This window comes from Streptomyces sp. NPDC026589, from assembly GCF_040638385.1.
Lineage (GTDB): Bacteria > Actinomycetota > Actinomycetes > Streptomycetales > Streptomycetaceae > Streptomyces.
In genome coordinates, this window is record NZ_JBEZYG010000008.1 from 1 (window position 1) to 17,887 (window position 17,887).

The following is a 17,887-nucleotide window of genomic DNA, read 5'->3' on the forward strand; positions in this document are numbered from 1 at the left end:
AGTACACCCGCCGACGTCACCGCGTTCCTCACCAACAACAGCAACCCCACAGAGATCAAGTCAGCATGTTGATTCTCTGCGAGCCCTAACGAGCTGGTGCGTGATTGTGGGTGATGTGTTTCTGCTGGTGGGTGTCATGATCCACATGTGGTGATCATGGTCACTCGGAGAGTTCTCGCGCATCAGGTGTTCACGGGAGTCTCGCGGAGCCATCTCGCGCCCCTGGTTGAGGAGTTGGCCGGCCCGTGGCAGGCCGTGGTCGAGGGGCGTCGTCATGAAGCTCGCGGCGGGGCCAGGAAGCGCGAGGTAGGAGCCGGTGTCCCTGATCGGCTGGTGTTCGTCGACCGGCTCGTGGCCACGCTGATTGACTTGCGGCACGATCTGCCGCACGCGGCGTTGGGGCTGCTGTTCGGCGTCGACCGCTCCACCATCACCCGGGCGATCGGCGAGATACGAGGGCTGCCGGCCGAGCGGGGATGCGGTCCCGGACCGGACCGGCCTGCGGCTGCGGCTGCGGCTGCGGCTGCGGCTGCGGCTGCGGCTGCGGACCCTGGCGGATGTGTTCGCATACGCCCAGGCCGAAGGCATTGAGCCGCGGCTGGACGCCACCGAGGTCCAGGTCCGCCGGCCCCCGGCCAGCCGCGGCGGACGCCGTGCTTTCGTCTCGGGGAAGAAGAAGCAGAACACGGTGAGGGCCAGCGTCGTCGCCGACCATCAGGGCCGCACGCTCTGGACCGACACCCTGCTACCAGGACGGATACATGACGCGACCGCCGCTCGCAACGAAGGCATCGGTACCTGCTTCCGGCACTTCTCCGACGTGGGAGCCCTTCTGGACGACGGCTACCTCGGACTCCGCCGCGACCATCCCGGCCAGGCGGTGACCCGCCCGGGAAGGGAAACAAGATCAGCCCGCCCGAGGTCCTCGAAGCCCACCTACGAGCCCGGCACCGGCACCCCTCCAAGCGCATCACCGTCGAACACGCCCTCGCCGACCACAAACGCTGGAAGCAACCCGGCAGCTGGATCCACCGCCGAGAGAACCTGCCCGCCACCTGCCGGGCCATCGCCGGCCTCGTCTCCGACCGCAACTTCACCGGCTGACACATACCACCAGTTCAGGCAGCCATGTCTCCAACGCAATCACGCACCAGCTCGTCAGGCAGCTGCTGCAATCACGACAGGACCTGATCTCATACCTTCAAATCAATTTGGTAACACCGGCTTTGGGTGAAGAAAGCGTCCGATAATACGGAAGGAGGACAGCAGAAGGGGAATCTTGTGGCAACTGCGATCATCGCCGTGCTGGGCACCCTGCTCGGTGCCCTCGTGGCGGGCGCTATGCAGCACCTCATCACTCTCTCCACCCGCCGTGATCGTGATCGGCAAGCGCTGACTGCTGCAGTAGCCAGCCTGCTCGGTGCCGCGACAGACTATCGCCGCCACCAGTACCTGAAACATGTCGTCCGCGGGACGGGCGAGGCGGACAGTCTGGAGCTACAGACGGGCCGGTTCGAGGCACAGTGCGGAGTGACCAAGGCCGTGACCGCGCTCACCCTCGCGACGGACAACGCAACGCTCCTACGCTTGGCGACTACTCTGGTTGACGCGTCTAGTGAGATCAAGAACCACGCACACGACGATCGTCCAGCCATCGACAGCTCGGAAGACCGAGCCCGCCGGGCTCACGACGCCTTCCAATCAGCAGCCGCCCAGCACTTGAGGCAGTACCGGCGTTGAGTCCTCCTCCCTGGAAGAAGCCAGCCCCGCCCGAACGTCTCACCCCAGCCCGCGTCCGGCGGGGTTCCGGAACATCCGTACAAGGGCTGCCATCCCAGCCGGTGCACCGAAAACCCTCACACCCCGGTCTCGGTCGGCCACCGGGGGCCAAGAGCCGGCGCCAGCCACCCGCCACGGCGTGGGACGGAAAAGGGGCGCCTGACCAGGGGATTTCCCTGACAGGCGCCCTTTTGTTGTGCCCATGGGAGACGTGGGCCGAATGACGAGGTTGCTCCGATGCATCCGCCGCTGCTCCACCTCTGACCAGCTGTTGCGGGGCATTTACGGGCCAAGGTCCGACTCGGGCACCCTACGCACCGCTCTCCGGTTCGTCCCCGTCATGTTCCTCGCGGCCCTGCAATGGGACCGCTGGCCGACGCGGGCTGTGCGGTCGGCCTACCTTCCCCGACTCGCGATGCGGCGGATCGCCGATCTCTATCCGGGGAGGCGAAAACCAATGCGAAGGACGCCGCAGTCACCGCTGACGCGGCCCGCACCAAGCCTCACACCGGGTGGCCTCGGCCGCGAGGTCCTGGTCGAAGCCGGTCAGGACCGTGAGCTCGGCGGCGATCTCGTCGGTCAGCTCCAGAGGCGGCAGGATTTTGGGCTCCGGGTGGGCCGGAGGCTCCACGGGCCACCGCGAGTTCCGTGCGCAAGCCCACACCTCCTCGACCCGCCCGGCGATCGTCTCGTCGTCCCGCTCGATCCTGCGTCGGGCCGGGACGTCAGGACCAGCCCTCTCGCGGGCCAGCAGCTTCCACGCCCTGGATCCAACGAAACCGCCTGGCCCTCGTACTCGGCGTCGTCCTCCGGTTCAACTGAACATGTCGAGGTAGTGCTGCTCGTGGGCCGGGTGGTAGGAGCCGAAGTCAACGGATGCCGGGTCGCCGCCGGTCTCGGCGACGACGAGCCGGTCGAGGTAGTAGTCCCAGCCGGGGCCGACTCCGCCCGCCATCGCTGGGTCGTCGCCGACGGACTGGGTGAAGGTGAGCGTGGTGGTGCCCTCGTGTTCGACGAGCGTGAGAGTCATGTGCCAGATGAGTTCCTGGCCGGGCACCTGCGACTTGAGGGCCAGACGGTGAGGGGCCCGGCACTCCTGGATGGTGAGGAGTTCGGGCTCATGCCCGTCGCCTTCGTAGAGCATCCGGAAGTCGACCGAGCCGGTCGACGGGTCGCCGGTCCATTCGCCGATCCATCGGGCCAGACGGTCCGGCTCGGTGACCGCCGCCCAGACGTCCCTGATGCCGGCCCGGAAGGTGCGGTCGAAGGCGATGCTGTCCAGGCCGTCGATGCTCACGCGACGCCCGGTGGGGGTGCTGGTCATGCTGATTCCTCCTGAGAGCTTGCGGTGCCGGGAGCGGCGTCGGCGCCCGTGCCGGTCCGACGGTCATGGACGGTTCTGCGGACCTCCAGGTCGAGGGCGTCGAAGGCCTTCTCGGGGATCGGTGGGCGGCGCCCGACGAGCTCGTCGAGCAGAGCGCGTACCGGGGCGAGGCCCGGGCAGGCGAGCGCGTAGTGGCGCTCGCGACCGCGGTCCTCGACGGTGACCAGCCCCGCCTCGGTGAGCACGCGCAGATGTTTACTCACCGCGGGTCGGCTGATCGGATGCCGCGCCGCGAGGTCGACCACTCGCGCCGGACCGGAGGCAAGTGTGCGCAGCAGGTCACGGCGTATGGGGTCAGCCAGGGCGTTGAACGGGTCCACCCCCTATTGGTAATCTATAGGTTACCAATTGACAAGCCCCGGGCCGCCCTGAATGACGCAGCCGGCGCCGATGATCGCAGTCCACGGATCCGCGCCGTCGAAAGTCACGGGCACGGTGGATCTGTCGATCGCGCCTCTACGATGGGTACCCGCGCCGATCCTGGGAGCACTCGTGCTGGATCACACACCGGACTACCCGCCGAAGAGCCCGCCGCCACCGAAGCGACCTGTACAGCCGCCGCGTCCTGAAACGCGCTTGGAAGGAACGGCGCGGACTCGGATGCTCGTACGGAACCGGCGGTCGGCGAACTGGTCGCTCGAGGCAGCTGCCTGGTCGCCGAAAAAGGCCTGCGGCAACGTCGTGCGCCAGCTGCACGATTGGGGATACCGAGAGGCCGACCAAGCTGCGGGGGACCTGACGGAGGCGTTGGTGCGGGCCGCGGTCGCCGATGGCGGTCGGCGGGTATCCCTACACCTCGCGGACCAGAACCGGCAGGCACTGATCGTCGCCCTGTCCCACCGGCCCGGACTCACGGTCGCGGACACAGCCGTCCTGGCGGAACTGACCGGCCTGGGCGCGGTCTCGTGCGGCACGGACACCGCGGAAGACGGCCGCAGGATGTGGGCAGTACTCGACCTGTAGAACGCGAGAATCCATCGGGCTCCCGCTCCCTGGTGCGGGGCGGATGCCGTGAGCGGGCCTGCGGCAACGCAGGCGAGGGCACGCGGGGGCAGGGCAGGTTTCGTACTCGCGTTCGGCCGGGTGGGGCCATCCCCACGTGCGGGGAGCAGTTGCAGCAGGCCAGCGAAGACGAGGGTCGGCGGCAACCACCCCCGCATGTGCGGGGAGCACACTGCCTGACCCGCGGCTTGACAAGGGTGGGTGCGGTTCTGGAGCACTTTCGCTGATTCCGGTGAATCGACCATTTTCCAACTGGCTTCGTTCACGTTCAGCAGCAGTGTTTGTTCACTGGTTGGGGCAGCATTTGGTGATCAGCAGGCTCGTAGGTGTTCACGAGAAATGGGTTCTGGCACAGATCTTGGGGAGCGGTCGCGGAGCGTCACCTTGGTGTTCGATTGTGACGGGCTGGGCCGCGTGAGACCGCGTACGCCTGGCAACCCGGCAGTCGAAAGTGACGCTCCATCAACTCTCTGATGGTCAAAGGACCTTCCGCTCGCTGAACAGGGCTTCGTGATCCGGTCGACGGTCCGGCGTTTCATCTGCGGAGTGGCGGACTGTCCCCGCCGGACGTTCGCCGAGCCCTTCTCCTGGCTCGCCGCCCCGCACGCACGGTTCACCACCCGGCTCGACCACACCCTGGAGCAAATGGGGCTCGCGCTGGCCGGGCGGGCCGGCGCTCGGCTGGCCGCCCAGCTGGACTTCGGGGCGGGACGGATGACCTTGTTACGCAGGGTCATGGCATTGCCCGATCCAAGGTTCAGCACGCCACGGGTGCTGGGAGTCGACGACTTCGCGATCCGTCGCGGCCAGACCTAATCCACCGTCTTGACCAGCGTCGAAGACCATCGCGTGGTCGATGTGCTCCCGACCCGCGAAGCCGGGCCACTGGCCGCCTGGCTGATCCAGCACCCAGGCGTGGAGATCATCTGCCGGGACCGAGCCGGCGCGTACGCCGAGGGCGCCCGCCGCGGTGCCCCCGACGCTCTGCAGGTCGCCGACCGGTCCATCTGTGGCAGGACCTCGGCCGGGCCGTTGAAGCCTGCGTCGCCGCCCACCGCGAGTGCCTGCGCAATCCGTCGCCCACTGGCACGCCGCCAGGGCGCGACCCGTCCTGACCCCGGTCGGCCGCAAGACCACCGGCGCCCGTCGGCCGGCGGGCCGAACGGAAGAAGGCAGCACACACCCTGCTCCACGAGCTCCTCGCCCAAGGCCACTCACGCCGCACGATTGCCCGGCACCCGGGCTGGGGTCTCAACACCGTGCTCCGGTAACGCGAACGCCGCACGCCGGCAGGACACCATCCGCGAGAACCGGCCCCGGCCCAGCAGACTGGACCCTTACAAGCCCTACCTGGAGCGGCGATTGGCCGAGGGATGCACCAGCGTCACCCGACTGCACGGCTAGCTCGTTGCCGACAATGCGCCCGGCACCTATCAAATGGTCCGCGCCCACATCGCCACCCTCCGCAGGGCTCCAGCCGACGCGGCCCCGCGGCCGCCGTCGGTACGGCAGGTGACCGGCTGGCTGACCCGGCACCCCATGACCTTGACAGAGGAAGACCGGGCCGACCTGAAGGAGGTTCTGGCCCGCTGTCCCGAACTAGCCAAAGCCGCCGGACATATCCGCGGCTTCGGCGAGATACTCACCGACCGCCTCGGCTCGACACTCCCCACCTGGATCGACGCAGTCGACACCAGCCAGCTACCGGGCCTCACCGGCTCCGCACTGCACCTGCTCCGAGACCTCGACGCCGTGACAGCCGGGCTCACTGTCGACTGGAGCTCCGGCAGCATCGAGGGCGCCGTCACCCGCATCAAGAAGATCAAGAGGCAGCTCTACGGCCGCGCCGGATTCGAACTCCTCCGCAAGATGATCCTGCTCCAGCAACACCTCAATGTTCCCCAAGAGCTGCGCGAGAACCGGATGGCAGGAGCCCCTGCTTCGACCGGTATATAGCCAGTGCATGCAGGTGCCCATCCGTGGCAACATGGCCTCATGTTGATCCGAAAGGGCGATGCCGCGTAGGCGCCCCAAGGCCGTCCGTGCAGAGCGGTGGCGGCCACGATGGCAGTATCCGGTCATGAGAGTCCCCGGTGTCTCCGCGCGGACTCGTGCAGCGATCCGCGGGGTCGAAGACCAGGGGACGCGGCCCAACACGGTCGCCATGGCACTCTCGTGTTTCGCGTGGGCCTTTAACGAGCCCGGACGTTACCTGGACGCCTCCGCGTTTGATTCGCCCGGGGTGGGAGATGCCCGTGATGACCTGGAGTGGGCGATGCTCCACCTTCCGCCCGGAGCCAAACGGGACCTGGGCCGATTGATTACGCGTATCGATGAGGAATTCGAGCGCCGCACCTTGCCGGAGCCCAACTACAACAAGTGGGCGACGACGCACTGGTGGTGGACCAGAATGCGTGAACGCTGACGCTCCCCGAGGTCGCCGCCCTCCCTGCAATCGAACAAACCTGTCACCCTCCGCGACCGCTCCCCAAGATCTGTGCCAGAACCCCAAACCCATGAACAACTAGCGGCACTACTCGCGAGTAAAGCCATCCAACCTTCCGCCTTCGCCAGTTCTGACGCGTCGCCGGCCGCGGGTCAGGTGATTCCTGCGCACGCGACGGTGAGGACGGTGAAGGTCCTCGTGTCGTGGCCGGGGAGGTGCGCGGCGGTTGCTTCCGGTCATCCGCCGAAGCGCCGACGTCACCGGCGTCCCCGCAGCCGGCCGAACAGGCTGCGAACCTGGGCGCGCTTGCGCGGGTCGGCCGCGGCGCGCCGGGCCGAAGCGATGGTCCGCCGCCCTTGGGGGCTGCGGGTGAACTGCGTGAGACGGGCGATCAGTCCGGCCATGATTCCTCCTGAGGGCGTATGCCATCCGCGTACCCCGCAATGCGGCGAGAATGTCCGGCTGTCGCACGCAGCCCGTCGCCGCACGGAGCAGAGGCCGCCGCTCCCGGGGCCGCGACTCGGGACCATCCCCATGTGCGCGAGGACCACCGTCGGAGGGCCTCGTCCGGGTCGGCGGGAGGAGGGACCACCCACCGCGTGCGCGGGGATGGCCCCGCCCTTCGACCCCTGGTTGGCTTTGCCATAGCGGGCGGCGCCGGGGACGCTGCCGCCTGCTCGGCCAATAATCGAGCGCAGCAGCCCTACAAGAGCCTCGCGCTCGCTCCGCTCCCTTGCAGGTCCCACGCGCTCGATTATTGACCGAGCAGTCCAGATAAGACTAGGGTCTTCGACGTGGCCAGGACCAAGGAATTCGATCCGGACGCCGCGCTGCAGTCGGCCCTTGAGCTGTTCTGGCGGCGCGGTTACGAAGCGACGTCGGTGACAGATCTCGTCGAGCACCTCGGCATCGGCCGCGCCAGCATCTACGCGACCTTCGGCAGCAAGCACGAGCTGTACCTGAAGGCCATGGACCGGTACGCCGAGATGCGCGACCCGCTCCTCATGTCCGAGCTGTCCCAGCCAGGCCCCGCACTGCCTGCGGTTCGGAGGCTGGTGCGCCGCTTCGCCGCGGAAGCCGCCTCTCCGGATGGGCGGCTGAACGGCTGCTTCGTCACCAACACCGCAGCCGAGCTGGCCCCGCACGACCCCGCGGCGGCCCGCCGTGTCGAGATCAGCTGGGAGCACATCGAGACCCTGCTGCACTCCGCGCTCGTGCGGGCCCAGGCCCAGGAAGAGCTCCCCGAGGGCCGGGAACCGCGAGCGCTGGCCCACCTGCTGCTCGTCCTGCTGCAGGGCGTACGCATCGTCGGCAAGGCATCGAACGATCCCGCCCGGGTGCGGGACGCGGCCGAACAGGCACTGTCCCTGCTGGACTGAGTCACACCGCACCACACCCGACATCACACCCGGCGGAGCCGTCAGGCCGCTTCCGTGCGTCCAAATAATGGACCGATCGGTCAAATATCAGGGGGAAGTATGACCGCCACCGCCACGGGCACGGAACGCGCCACCGTCTCACAGCACAGACGCGCCTTCGTCCTTCTCGGCGGCATCCAGGCCACGCTGATCTTCACGCTCGCCGCGATCGCCATACCGCTGCCCCGCGTTGCTCGCGAACTCGTCCTCGAGCGCGCCGACGTGATCCTGCTCAGCACCGCCTACGGACTGACCTTCGCGGGGCTGTTGCTCTTAGGCGGGCGCCTCGCCGACCGTTACGGCGGGCGGCGCGCCCTCATCGCGGGCCTTGTCCTCTTCGCCATCGCGTCGGCCGCCGCCCCGCTCGCCCCCGGTATCGAGGCACTGCTCGCGGCGCGCTTCACCCAGGGCGCGGGCGCGGCCCTCGTCGCGCCGGCCGCCATGGCCGTGCTGCGCGCCGTCTTCCCCTCCCCCGCCGCGTACGGCAGGGCGATGGCCACCTGGGGCGGACTCTCGGTGCTCGGCGCGACGGCGGGCCATCTGCTCTCCGGCGTCATCTCGGCGCTGCTCTCCTGGCGTTGGACCTTCGCGGTACCCGTCGTGGTGGCGATCGCAGCCCTCGTCCTCACGCCCAGGCTGCTGCCGGACACCGCACCGAACCGGGGCAGGCGTCTCGACCTGCCCGGTGCTCTGCTCGCCACCGCCGGTATCACCCTCGCCAGTTACGGGCTCGTCGTCACCGACACCCGCCCCGGATCGTCGGCCGACGTGCTCGTGCCGCTGCTCGGCGGGACCGCGCTGCTGGTCGCGTTCTGGTACGCCGAGCGCCGGGCCCGCGATCCCCTGCTGCCCCCCGGCTTCCTGTCCGACCGGCGGCGGGGCCTGGCCCTTGCGGCCGTCGCGCTGAGCTCCTGCGCGACCGCGATGACCTTCGTGGTCCTCTCACTCCACCTCCAGCAGGAGCGCGACTGGTCACCGTTGCAGACCTCGGCCGCCTTCGTGCCGTTCGCCGTCGCACTGCTCGCCTCGGGCCGGGCGGCGGGACCGCTCATCGGCCGGTACGGAGCCCGGACCGTCACGGCCGCCGGGCTGGGCACAGGCGCGGCCGGGCTCGTCCTCCTCGCCTTCACCGGGTTCGCTACGCACACCTCGTACGCGTACGGGCTGCTGCCGGGCCTTGTGCTGCTGCCGGCGGGCACCGCGGCCTCCTTCGCGGGAGCCGCCGTGCTCGCCACCGAAGGGGTGCCGCGGCGGCAGACCGGTCTCGCAGGCGGCGTGCTGAACACCGCGATGGAATGCGGCCCGACCGTCCTCTTCGCCGTCCTGCTCACACTCGAGAGCGACCCCTGGACCCTGGCCGCGACGGGGGCCGCCCTCGCCGTCGCGGCCCTCCTGAACCACCGCACCAAGTAATGCGTCACTCACAGAGGAGTCAACGTAATGAACCGCTTCACCGGCAAGACCGTCCTCGTCACCGGCGCGGGTTCCGGCCTCGGCCGCGCTATCGCGCTCGCCTTCGCCGCCGAAGGCGCGTCCGTGGTCGCCGCGGGACGCACCGCGGCCTCCCTGGACCAGACGGTCGCCCTCGTCGAGGCAGCCGGCGGCACAGCCGCCGCCGTCACCGCCGATGTCACCGACTCCGGACGGCTCCAGGATCTCGTTCGGGAGAGCGTCGCCCGCTTCGGCGGACTGGACGTCGCGGTCAACAACGCCGGGATATTCCGGGGCGCGGTCCCCATCGGCGAGGTGAGCGAGGAGGACTGGGACGCGGTGCTGCGGACCAATGTCACCGGCGTCTGGCTGGCCATGAAGCACGAGATCGCCCACATGAAGGAGAACGGCGGCGGCACCATCGTCAACATCTCCTCCAATCTGGGCGCACACCTGCGGATCCCGAACGCCGCCGCGTACATCGCCTCCAAGGCAGCGGTCTCCGCGCTGACCCGCGCCGCCGCTCTCGACCACATCCACCAGGGCATCCGCATCAACGCCGTCAGCCCCGGTGCCTCCGCCGCTCCCATGTCGCTGCGACCCGGCGAGTCCGAGGCCGACCGTGCCGAGCGGGTGAAGACGGAGAACCCGCTCGGCCGGGTCGCGGAGGCCGAGGAAGTGGCGGCCGCGGTGCTCTACCTCGCCTCGTCCGCTGCCGGCTCGGTCGTCGGCACCGACCTGGTCATCGACAGTGGATCGTCGGCCTGACGCCCCCTACCGGAGACTGAGCAGGCCGCTGCGGGACGGCCGGAATCCGCGGAGTCCGGCACCCGGCCCGCGCTCCTCTCCCCCACGCATCGGCCGGCCCGGGTCTCCCCGACGGTGTCGGCGTGGGGGCTCGGACGACGCAGCTTCCATGGACGGGACGTGACGGGCTTCGCGGCCACGTGCCGCAGCGGCAGCTCAGAGGTGACCGTCCAGGAACTGCCGTACCTCGGCGACGGTCATGGGCCCCGTGCCGTGCGCCACCGCCTCTCCCTCCTTCAGCAGGACGTAGGCCGGGGCTCCGGTGACCCCGTATCTCTCGGTTGCCGCCGGACAACGCGTGATGTCGGCGCGGACGACCGCCAGGCGCCCTGCACAGTCGTCGGCGATGCCTTCCACGACGAGGTCCATCGCCCGGCAGGACTCGATCGCCTTGGGCCATGTCCCGGTGAAGTACGCGAGGACCGGAACCCCGCTCATCCCGAGGATGAAATCGAACTCCGCGTCCTCACGGGGCCGGTGAATGCGATGTGCCATGGAACCTCCTGCCCTCACGTTCCGTCCCATCATCCCTCGCGCGGTGCGCCGGTCAGCACCGTCCGAAGACCGACCGCCAGCGTCAGTTCGAGGACCCGGTGTGGCGTTGCGAGATCCGGGAAAAGCTCCCGCAGCTGCGACATCCGGTACCGGACCGTCTGGGGGTGGACGAACAGTTCCGCCGCGACCTCGTCCCGTCGGCCCTGGTGGAGCAGCCACGCCCGCAACGTCTCCTCCAGCCGCCGTGCGGTCGCGTCGGGCAAGGTCCGCAAGGGTGCGAGGGCTCGGGCACGCAGGTCCCCGAACGCGTCCACGTCGGCGCTCAGCACCAGCTCGGGCAAGTGGTCCTCGGTGTCGCGGATATCAGGGGAAAGGGAGCGTGCGCGAACGGCGCGTGCGTACGAAGCGGACGCACGCGTCCACGGCCGGGCCGGGCCGGCCACGGCCGTGCGATCGGTCAGCTGCCGCAAGAGATGTGGTCGGTCGGCATCGGGGACGAGCAGCACACCGGTGGCATCCGGCAGATCGTCGAGGACCAGGGTGTTCGGGTCGAGCGTGCGGTAGGCGGGTCGTGCCTGGGCGGCGGGCAACAGGACCGCGGTGAGCGAAACCGGAGGCTGCCACCCGGCCCGTTGACCGGAGGCCAGCAGCACGTCCAGGCTCGCACCTGCGAGAAGGTCGCGGGCCAGGTGTTCCAGGTGGCGCTCGTGGGCCCTGCCCCGGGCGGCGAGTTCATCGGCGTGTCCCGCGGCGCTCGCGGCGGAGAGCTCGTCGATGTAGGCGAAGGTCAGCTCGGCGAACTTGGCGACCTCGGCGGCGGGCAGACCTGCGGGTACGGCACCCGCTGCGAGGCAGCGCCAGGCGACGCGGGCGCCGACGCGGTAGGCGCTGAGCAGGGCGTCCATCGAACGGCCGTCGCGCACCTCGCCGCGGCCCAGCTCGTAGGCCGCGTCACCGCCGTCGCCGCCTGTGGCGTTGCCGCTCGCGAGGTCCAGGTAGTGCCCCAGGGCGGTGCGGACGGCCCGGCGGATGGTGCCGCCCATGCGGCCCGAAAGGGCGTTGGCGTAGGAAGGGACCTCGTCGATGATCGCCTGGACGACCTCGTCGGCGGTGGTTCTCAGAGCGGCCCGAAGGACGGTGACCGTCGTCTCGTCCAGGGCCAGCTCGCTGGCCCTCCGGATTGCATGGCTCACGATTTTGTTCCCTGCGAACAATTCAACTGATCAGATTCACGTCCTGTGGTCAGGACTTTACGCCATGGGGCGCAGCAAGCTGGGGTCATGACGAGTGCAGCCCTCCGCAGTAGGGCCTGGAAACTGCTGGAGATGGTCACGACGCCGCTGCTGCCGTCGGACTACCTCGATCTGGTCAGCCCGCTGCGTGCGGGCGCCGACCTGTGCGGGCGCATCGAGGCCGTGCACCCGGAGACGGGTGACGCCGCGACGGTCGTGATCAGGCCGGGCCGGGGCTGGCACGGCCACACAGCCGGTCAGTACGTGCGGATCGGGGTCGACGTCGACGGGGTGCGCCTGTGGCGTGCCTACTCCCTCACCTCGCCGACACATCGCGGGGACGGCCGGATCACGATCACCGTGAAGGCGATCCCGGGCGGCAAGGTCAGCAACCACCTGGTCCGCAGGGCGAAACCGGGCACGCTGGTCCGGCTCGACCAGTCGACCGGCGACTTCGTGCTGTCGCAGGCCAAGCCCGCCAAGGTGTTCTACCTGACGGCGGGCAGCGGCATCACCCCCGTGATGGGCATGCTGCGCGACGTCGAGCTCGACGACGTCGTCATGGTCCACTGCGCGCCACGGCCGCAAGACGTGATTTTCCGCAACGAACTGCACGATCTGGTCGCGGACAAGAAGCTTCGTCTCATCGAGGTGCACACCGAGACGGACGGCATGCTCGACATCGCCCGTCTCGACGGACTCGTACCCGACTGGGCCGAGCGCGAGACCTGGGCTTGCGGGCCCGCGGGCCTGCTCGACGCCGCGGAAGAGCACTGGACCGAGCACGGCGTCCAGGAGCGCCTGCACACCGAACGCTTCCGCCCCGGCATCGTCGTCGCGGGCGACGGCGGCGAGGTCACGTTCAGCGCCTCCGGCAAGACCGTCGCCGCGGACGGCGCCACGCCGTTGCTGGACATCGGTGAGGAGGCCGGCGTGCTCATGCCGTCCGGGTGCCGCATGGGTATCTGCTTCGGCTGCGTCACGCCGCTCAAGGCGGGCGCCGTCCGCGACCTGCGCACCGGCGGAATCACCGAGGCCGAGCCGGGCGTCCTCATCCAGACCTGCGTGTCCGCCGCCGCGGGCCCGTGCGACATCGAACGGTAGGAGCACCTTGACCGCCATCGACCCCACCGCCCACCTGACCGCGGAGCAGATCGAGGAGCTGGGCCGCGAGCTGGACGCGATCCGCGACGAAGTGATCGCCGGCCGCGGCGAGAAGGACGCCGCCTACATCCGTAAGGTGATCGCGGCGCAGCGCAAGCTCGAACTGGTCAGCAGGGGTGTACTGCTGTTCTCCATCTTCCCGCCCGCGTGGCTGATCGGCACCGCCGGGCTGTCCGTGGCGAAGATCATGGACAACATGGAGATCGGCCACAACATCCTGCACGGCCAGTGGGACTGGATGCGGGACCCGAAGATCCACTCCACCACCTGGGAGTGGGATCACGTCTCGCCGTCCGAGCAGTGGAAGCACTCGCACAACGAGCTGCACCACACGTACACCAACGTGATCGGCAAGGACAACGACCTCGGCTACGGCATCATGCGCGTCGACGAGGACCAGAAGTGGCACCCCTTCCACCTCGGCCAGCCGCTGTGGAACTTCCTCAACGCCTGCTTCTTCGAGTACGGCATCGCGGCGTACGACCTGGAGCTCGGCAAGAACCTCTCCAAGCGCCGCCGCAAGAACCCGGAGTTCCGCGCGCGCGCCAGGGCCGTGGGACGCAAGATCCGCAAGCAGGTGCTCAAGGACTACGTGATCCACCCGCTGCTGTCGGGCCCGTCCTTCCTCCCCACACTCGCCGCCACGTTCACCGCGAACCTGGTCCGCAACGTCTGGACGCACTCGGTGATCATGTGCGGGCACTTCCCCGAGGGCGTACAGGTCTTCGAGCGCCGGTCGATCGAGGGCGAGACGCGCGGCCAGTGGTACCTGCGCCAGATGATGGGCTCGGCGAACATCAGCGGCAGCAAGGCCATGCACTTCATGACCGGCAACCTGTCGCACCAGATCGAGCACCACCTGTTCCCGGACCTGCCGAGCAACCGGTACGCCGAGGTCGCGGTGAAGGTGCGCGCGCTGTTCGCGAAGTACGAGCTGGAGTACGTCACCGGCCCGCTGCCCCAGCAGGTCTTCTCCGCGTGGCACAAGGTCTTCCGGCTCGCACTGCCGAACAAGGAGACCAAGGTCCGGGCGCCGGACCGCGAGCGGGAGCTCGTCGCCGTCTGATTCCCGGTACGGGTTCGGATCTCTCGGCCGTACCGGCGGCACCGCCGAGTCCGGTGAGGTCCGCTGCGCGGGCACGGCAGGCGGCAGGCGTGGGCCCTCGCCACCGCGGCGTCAGCCTTGGCGGCGAGGGCACGGGCGCGGCCGGTGTGGTCAGTGTCCGGCGACGACGCCCGACAGCTCGTTGGTGCTCTTCGGCAGGGTGACGGAGGTGAGCTTCTTCCCCGTCCCCACGTCGATGGCGTGCAGCGCCTTCTTGCCGGGCTCGGAGACGTAGGCGACGTGTCCGCGCACGAACAGGGTGGGCCGGGCCTGCTGCCAGTCCAGCGGCTCCTGCCAGTCGCCCACGACGGGGATCTTCTTCTCGATCTTGCCGGTGTCCGGGTCGATGACGTGGATGGCGCCGTCGGTGCCGAGGACCAGGGCCTCGCCGTGCGGGCCGCGGGCCAGTGAGCGGAAGGAGTAGCTGGTGCCGAGTTCGACCAGGCGCAGCTTCTTCTTCTCGGTGTCGATGAGGGAGACGCGGGAAGGCCGCTCCAGCTCGGCCTCGGGGTCGGTCTTGTAGTCGCCCAGCAGAACGGGCGAGGCATCGCTGCCGGCCTGGTTGCCGATGCGGCCGTAGGCGTCGGGAGAGTCGATCTTGGTGAACGCGCCGTCCTTGTAGATCAGGATGCCGTCCTCGCAGCCGACGCCGACGGCTTCGTTCTTGGCGGCGGCCTCACCGTGGACACCGGGGCAGTTCTCGTTGCGTGCGATTTCCTTGCCGTTCCGGTCCAGCACCAGCGCGCCGGTGCGCTTCTCCTCGGTGCCCAGCGTGCTCACGAGTCTGCCGTCGGCCAACTCGATGGCGACGCCGTGGTGGGGCTCGGCGGAGGTGTAGGTACGCCCTGCCGGCTTCTTGCCGCTGCTCAGTGTGGTGGGGTCGAAGACGTTGACCTCTCCGGTGCCGTCGGTGAAGAGCACGGTCTTCGCGGCGTGGCGGACTACGTGGCCCGGCTTGGCGCCCTCGTACTCGATGTCGGTGAGGGCCTGGCCGGTGGCGTCCAGGACGCGGAATCCACTGTCGGTGGAGACGACGACGTGGTCCTTGTCGCCTGCGGGGTTGACCCGGTTGAAGCCGGGCAGGTCAATGGTCTCGGTGAGCTCGAGGCTCTCACCGTCGAGGATGTAGAGGCCGCCGTCGAAGGTGGCGACCAACGGCTCCTTGACCGCCACCGCGGGCGTGGCGTTGGCGGTCTTGTCGGACGTGGTGTCGGTGGAGGAGGAGCTCTCTCCGCCGCAGGCGGTCAGGACCGTGGCGGTGGCCAGCGCCAGCGCCGTGCCCGTGAGGGCTCTGCCGCGTATCGACTTGTTCATCGGTCTGTTCCTTTCTGCACCGCGCGGTGGCGGTATGGGGGTACGACGAGCCGGCACCCGATGGCGGGTGCTCCGGAAGGCTGGGAGGGTCAGTCGCGGGCCAGGCTGGTGACCATGGCGTTGGTGTTGGCGCGCATCATCCGCAGGTAGGTGTCCGCGCCCGCGCCCCTGGCGGTCAGGGACTCCGAGTGGAGTTCGACGACACGGACCCCGCCGCCCATTTCCGCTCGCAGTACCTCGGCGAGCCGTTTGGGCTGGGAGGAGTCGGCGAAGACGGTGCGCACGCCTGCGCCGTTCATCGCCTCGGTGAGGGAGCGCAGGTCCGAGGAGCTGGGTGAGGCCAGGGTGGTGCCGCTGGGGATGACGGCGCCGATCACCTCGAAGCCGAAACGGTCGGCGAGATAGCCGAAGACGTGGTGGTTGGTGACCAGGGCTCGTCGGTCCGCGGGGACTCGGCCGAGGGACTCTTCCATCCAGGTGGTGAGGCCGGCGAGTTGCTTCGCGTAGCGGTCGGCGTTGTTCTGTATCGTGCCGGGGTCCACGCCGGTGACGTGCTCGATGACCTGGTCGGCTATCTGGCCGGTGACCTTGTGCATCCGGTCGGGGTCGGTCCAGAAGTGCGGGTCGGGCTGCCCTTCCTCGCCCTCGGGGCCGCCGCCGCCGTCGGCGGTGTGGAAGGTGAGCGGGTCGGCCGCCTCGCCGGCCGCGAAGGTGGCGACACCGGATTCGCGGGCGGCGTCCACGTGCCGCAGTACGTTCTCCTCCAGGCCCAGGCCGTTGTGGACGACCAGATCGGCCTGTTCCAGTTCGGCTGCCTGTACCGCCGACAGGCCGAAGGAGTGCGGGTCGGCGTTGGGCTTCATCAGGACGGTGACGTCGGCCTCGTCGCCGACTATCTCGCGAGTGACGTCGCCGAGGATGTTGGTCGTGACGACGATGCTGGGCCGGTCCTCGTCGGTGGTGCAGGCGGTGACGGTCATGGCTGTCGCGAGGGCGAGCAGCCCCGCGATCAGGTGTCGCGGGCGAGCGGTGCCCGCCCTCGGGCGGTGGTTCACCTCGGTTCGGCTCATCGTCCGGTCTCCCCCATGAGGACCGGCTTGACGTCCAGGTCGAAGGAGCGCGCGACGCGCAGGCCGTCGTTGTAGTCGATCTCGAACACCTGCTTGCCCTCGGGGTCGTTGACGTAGGCGCGGCTGCGGTCGACCTCGATGACAGGGGCGCTGCCGTCGGAGTCGTCCTTCTTCCCTGCTGTCAGCAGTGACTTGGTACGTGCGGTCTGCTCTCCGGTGGCGATGTCGTAGCCGTGCACCGATCCGTCGGTCTCCAGAACGAGCAACGGGGATCCCTCGCCGGCCGTGTTGACCGCGACGACGGGCCCGGTGTTGACCTGCTTCCAGGTCCGCTCGGTGACGTCGAGGACCCAGACGGCGCCGTCTCCGGCCGGGGCGGTGAGGGTGTCGCTGCCGGGGCGGTGGCGGAAGGCGGTGGCTCGGTCCTGCGCCGGAATCTGCTTTCCGTACGGGATCTCCTCGGCGGTGAACGCGCCGCCCTGCGCACGCACGAGCAGGGCGCCGTCCGCGCAGCCGAGAATCACGCCGCGCCGGGTGACGGCGTCTCCCCGGGGCGCTTCGCACGTCACGTCCGGGGAAGCCATGCGTTCGCCTTCGCGGTCGAGGACGACGAGTTCCGTGGTGCCGCCCTTGTTCGCGAAGGCGAGCAGGTGTTCCTCGTACGGCACGACGACGCCGGTGTAAGTGCCGCGCAGTGTCCGGGGAGTTGCGATCTGTCCCTTCTCCAGCTTGCTGCGGTCGTAGAGGACGGCGAGGCCGTTCTCGTCGCTCACCGCGGTCACGGCGGCATCACTGCGTATCCGTGCTCGGCTGCCCGCAGGAATCTCACCCACGTCCCGCGTCGCCGCGCTGTAGTAGTGGACGTGGTCGCCGTGGTCGACCATCCAGGCGCCGCTGTCGATCACATGGGTGCTGTCGGGGGCGCGGAGGTAGCCGAACCTGCCGTCCGTGCCCAGCCGTACGGCGTTCTTCACGTCGGCCGTCCTGTGCACCTTGCCGGTGACGAGGTCGAGAACCCTGGTTCTCCCGCTGCCGGGGTCGTTCAGGAGAAGTCGGGACTGCTGCTCGGCGGCCTCCTGGGCTCCCTCGACGTACCCATGGGCAGTGGGAGACGGGGAACTCGCGTCGGGCCGTGCGGTGACGCGCTCCTCACCGGCGCAACTCGTGGCGAGCAGCGCGGTGAGCACCAGGGCTGTCGATGCCCACGGAGAGATGTTTCTGCGGACGGTCATGGTGATCG

Annotated in this window: 18 protein-coding genes and 3 pseudogenes; 12 read left to right on the plus strand and 9 right to left on the minus strand. The window is 69.2% G+C overall.

Annotated features, from left to right (window positions below):
* Positions 1 to 156: 156 nt before the first annotated feature.
* The 4 genes and pseudogenes from AB0F29_RS15470 to AB0F29_RS15485 all read left to right on the plus strand — a co-directional run.
* Positions 157 to 1,104: pseudogene (locus AB0F29_RS15470) on the plus strand (transposase family protein).
* Positions 1,105 to 1,281: 177 nt separating this feature from the next.
* Positions 1,282 to 1,740 (plus strand): hypothetical protein, encoded by a 459-nt coding sequence (locus AB0F29_RS15475; protein WP_361871995.1) that lies wholly within the window; start codon positions 1,282 to 1,284, stop codon positions 1,738 to 1,740.
* An 8-nt stretch (positions 1,741 to 1,748) separates the two neighbouring features.
* A pseudogene (locus AB0F29_RS15480) lies at positions 1,749 to 1,901 on the plus strand (transposase); the annotation flags it as partial.
* A 266-nt stretch (positions 1,902 to 2,167) separates the two neighbouring features.
* Positions 2,168 to 2,289, plus strand: a pseudogene (locus AB0F29_RS15485) (transposase); the annotation flags it as partial.
* On the opposite strand, the gene AB0F29_RS15490 reads toward AB0F29_RS15485, so the two are convergent.
* The 3 genes from AB0F29_RS15490 to AB0F29_RS15500 form a co-directional block, all read right to left on the minus strand.
* Positions 2,255 to 2,410: a hypothetical protein gene (locus tag AB0F29_RS15490; RefSeq protein ID WP_361872730.1), complete on the minus strand. Its 156-nt coding sequence runs from the start codon at positions 2,408 to 2,410 to the stop codon at positions 2,255 to 2,257. The pseudogene AB0F29_RS15485 and the gene AB0F29_RS15490 overlap by 35 nt on opposite strands.
* A gap of 183 nt (positions 2,411 to 2,593) precedes the next feature.
* Positions 2,594 to 3,103: an SRPBCC family protein gene (locus AB0F29_RS15495; protein ID WP_361871998.1), complete on the minus strand. Its 510-nt coding sequence runs from the start codon at positions 3,101 to 3,103 to the stop codon at positions 2,594 to 2,596.
* Positions 3,100 to 3,483 carry a metalloregulator ArsR/SmtB family transcription factor gene (locus tag AB0F29_RS15500; protein ID WP_361872001.1) on the minus strand — a complete coding sequence of 128 codons (384 nt, stop codon included), beginning with the start codon at positions 3,481 to 3,483 and terminating at the stop codon, positions 3,100 to 3,102. Before AB0F29_RS15500 ends, AB0F29_RS15495 begins: the two co-directional genes overlap by 4 nt.
* Before the next feature lie 70 nt (positions 3,484 to 3,553).
* On the opposite strand from AB0F29_RS15500, the gene AB0F29_RS15505 reads away from it, so the two are divergent.
* From AB0F29_RS15505 to AB0F29_RS15515, 3 genes are all read left to right on the plus strand, one after another.
* The gene (locus tag AB0F29_RS15505; RefSeq protein ID WP_361872004.1) at positions 3,554 to 4,126 is read left to right on the plus strand and encodes a hypothetical protein; all 573 of its coding nucleotides are present in this window, start codon (positions 3,554 to 3,556) and stop codon (positions 4,124 to 4,126) included.
* Between the two features lie 585 nt (positions 4,127 to 4,711).
* Positions 4,712 to 4,981, plus strand: a complete 270-nt coding sequence (locus AB0F29_RS15510) for a hypothetical protein (RefSeq protein WP_361872006.1) — start codon at positions 4,712 to 4,714, stop codon at positions 4,979 to 4,981.
* Positions 4,982 to 5,602: 621 nt separating this feature from the next.
* Positions 5,603 to 6,121: a transposase gene (locus AB0F29_RS15515; RefSeq protein WP_361872009.1), complete on the plus strand. Its 519-nt coding sequence runs from the start codon at positions 5,603 to 5,605 to the stop codon at positions 6,119 to 6,121.
* Between the two features lie 747 nt (positions 6,122 to 6,868).
* On the opposite strand, the gene AB0F29_RS15520 is transcribed toward AB0F29_RS15515, so the two are convergent.
* Complete coding sequence (locus AB0F29_RS15520; RefSeq protein WP_018955911.1) at positions 6,869 to 7,015, minus strand: hypothetical protein; 147 nt, start codon at positions 7,013 to 7,015, stop codon at positions 6,869 to 6,871.
* Positions 7,016 to 7,405: 390 nt separating this feature from the next.
* Here AB0F29_RS15520 and AB0F29_RS15525 point away from each other — a divergent pair, with 390 nt between their 5' ends.
* The 3 genes from AB0F29_RS15525 to AB0F29_RS15535 all read left to right on the plus strand — a co-directional run bounded on the left by AB0F29_RS15525 (position 7,406) and on the right by AB0F29_RS15535 (position 10,228).
* The gene (locus AB0F29_RS15525; protein ID WP_361872012.1) at positions 7,406 to 7,990 is read left to right on the plus strand and encodes a helix-turn-helix domain-containing protein; all 585 of its coding nucleotides are present in this window, start codon (positions 7,406 to 7,408) and stop codon (positions 7,988 to 7,990) included.
* Between the two features lie 99 nt (positions 7,991 to 8,089).
* Positions 8,090 to 9,442: an MFS transporter gene (locus AB0F29_RS15530; protein ID WP_361872015.1), complete on the plus strand. Its 1,353-nt coding sequence runs from the start codon at positions 8,090 to 8,092 to the stop codon at positions 9,440 to 9,442.
* Positions 9,443 to 9,469: 27 nt separating this feature from the next.
* A complete protein-coding gene (locus AB0F29_RS15535; protein WP_361872018.1) occupies positions 9,470 to 10,228 on the plus strand; it encodes an SDR family oxidoreductase in 759 nt (252 codons plus the stop codon).
* Positions 10,229 to 10,423: 195 nt separating this feature from the next.
* Here AB0F29_RS15535 and AB0F29_RS15540 read toward each other — a convergent pair whose 3' ends face one another.
* Both AB0F29_RS15540 and AB0F29_RS15545 read right to left on the minus strand, forming a co-directional pair.
* Positions 10,424 to 10,762, minus strand: coding sequence for a thioredoxin family protein (locus tag AB0F29_RS15540; protein WP_361872021.1), 339 nt, complete (start codon positions 10,760 to 10,762; stop codon positions 10,424 to 10,426).
* Between the two features lie 29 nt (positions 10,763 to 10,791).
* The gene (locus tag AB0F29_RS15545; protein ID WP_361872023.1) at positions 10,792 to 11,955 is read right to left on the minus strand and encodes a helix-turn-helix domain-containing protein; all 1,164 of its coding nucleotides are present in this window, start codon (positions 11,953 to 11,955) and stop codon (positions 10,792 to 10,794) included.
* Positions 11,956 to 12,087: 132 nt separating this feature from the next.
* Between AB0F29_RS15545 and AB0F29_RS15550 the strand changes: the two genes are divergently transcribed.
* Together AB0F29_RS15550 and AB0F29_RS15555 are read left to right on the plus strand one after the other, a co-directional pair.
* Positions 12,088 to 13,098, plus strand: coding sequence for a ferredoxin reductase (locus AB0F29_RS15550; protein ID WP_361872684.1), 1,011 nt, complete (start codon positions 12,088 to 12,090; stop codon positions 13,096 to 13,098).
* A gap of 7 nt (positions 13,099 to 13,105) precedes the next feature.
* Positions 13,106 to 14,224, plus strand: coding sequence for an acyl-CoA desaturase (locus tag AB0F29_RS15555; protein ID WP_361872025.1), 1,119 nt, complete (start codon positions 13,106 to 13,108; stop codon positions 14,222 to 14,224).
* A gap of 150 nt (positions 14,225 to 14,374) precedes the next feature.
* Here the strand turns inward: AB0F29_RS15555 and aztD are convergent, their stop codons facing one another.
* The 3 genes from aztD to AB0F29_RS15570 form a co-directional block, all read right to left on the minus strand.
* On the minus strand, positions 14,375 to 15,577 hold the full coding sequence (gene aztD / locus AB0F29_RS15560; protein ID WP_361872027.1) for a zinc metallochaperone AztD: 1,203 nt from the start codon (positions 15,575 to 15,577) through the stop codon (positions 14,375 to 14,377).
* Between the two features lie 89 nt (positions 15,578 to 15,666).
* The gene (aztC, locus tag AB0F29_RS15565; protein ID WP_361872029.1) at positions 15,667 to 16,647 is read right to left on the minus strand and encodes a zinc ABC transporter substrate-binding protein AztC; all 981 of its coding nucleotides are present in this window, start codon (positions 16,645 to 16,647) and stop codon (positions 15,667 to 15,669) included.
* The gene (locus AB0F29_RS15570) at positions 16,644 to 17,879 is read right to left on the minus strand and encodes a hypothetical protein (protein ID WP_361872032.1); all 1,236 of its coding nucleotides are present in this window, start codon (positions 17,877 to 17,879) and stop codon (positions 16,644 to 16,646) included. The genes aztC and AB0F29_RS15570 overlap by 4 nt, the downstream gene beginning before the upstream one ends.
* Positions 17,880 to 17,887 lie beyond the last annotated feature (8 nt).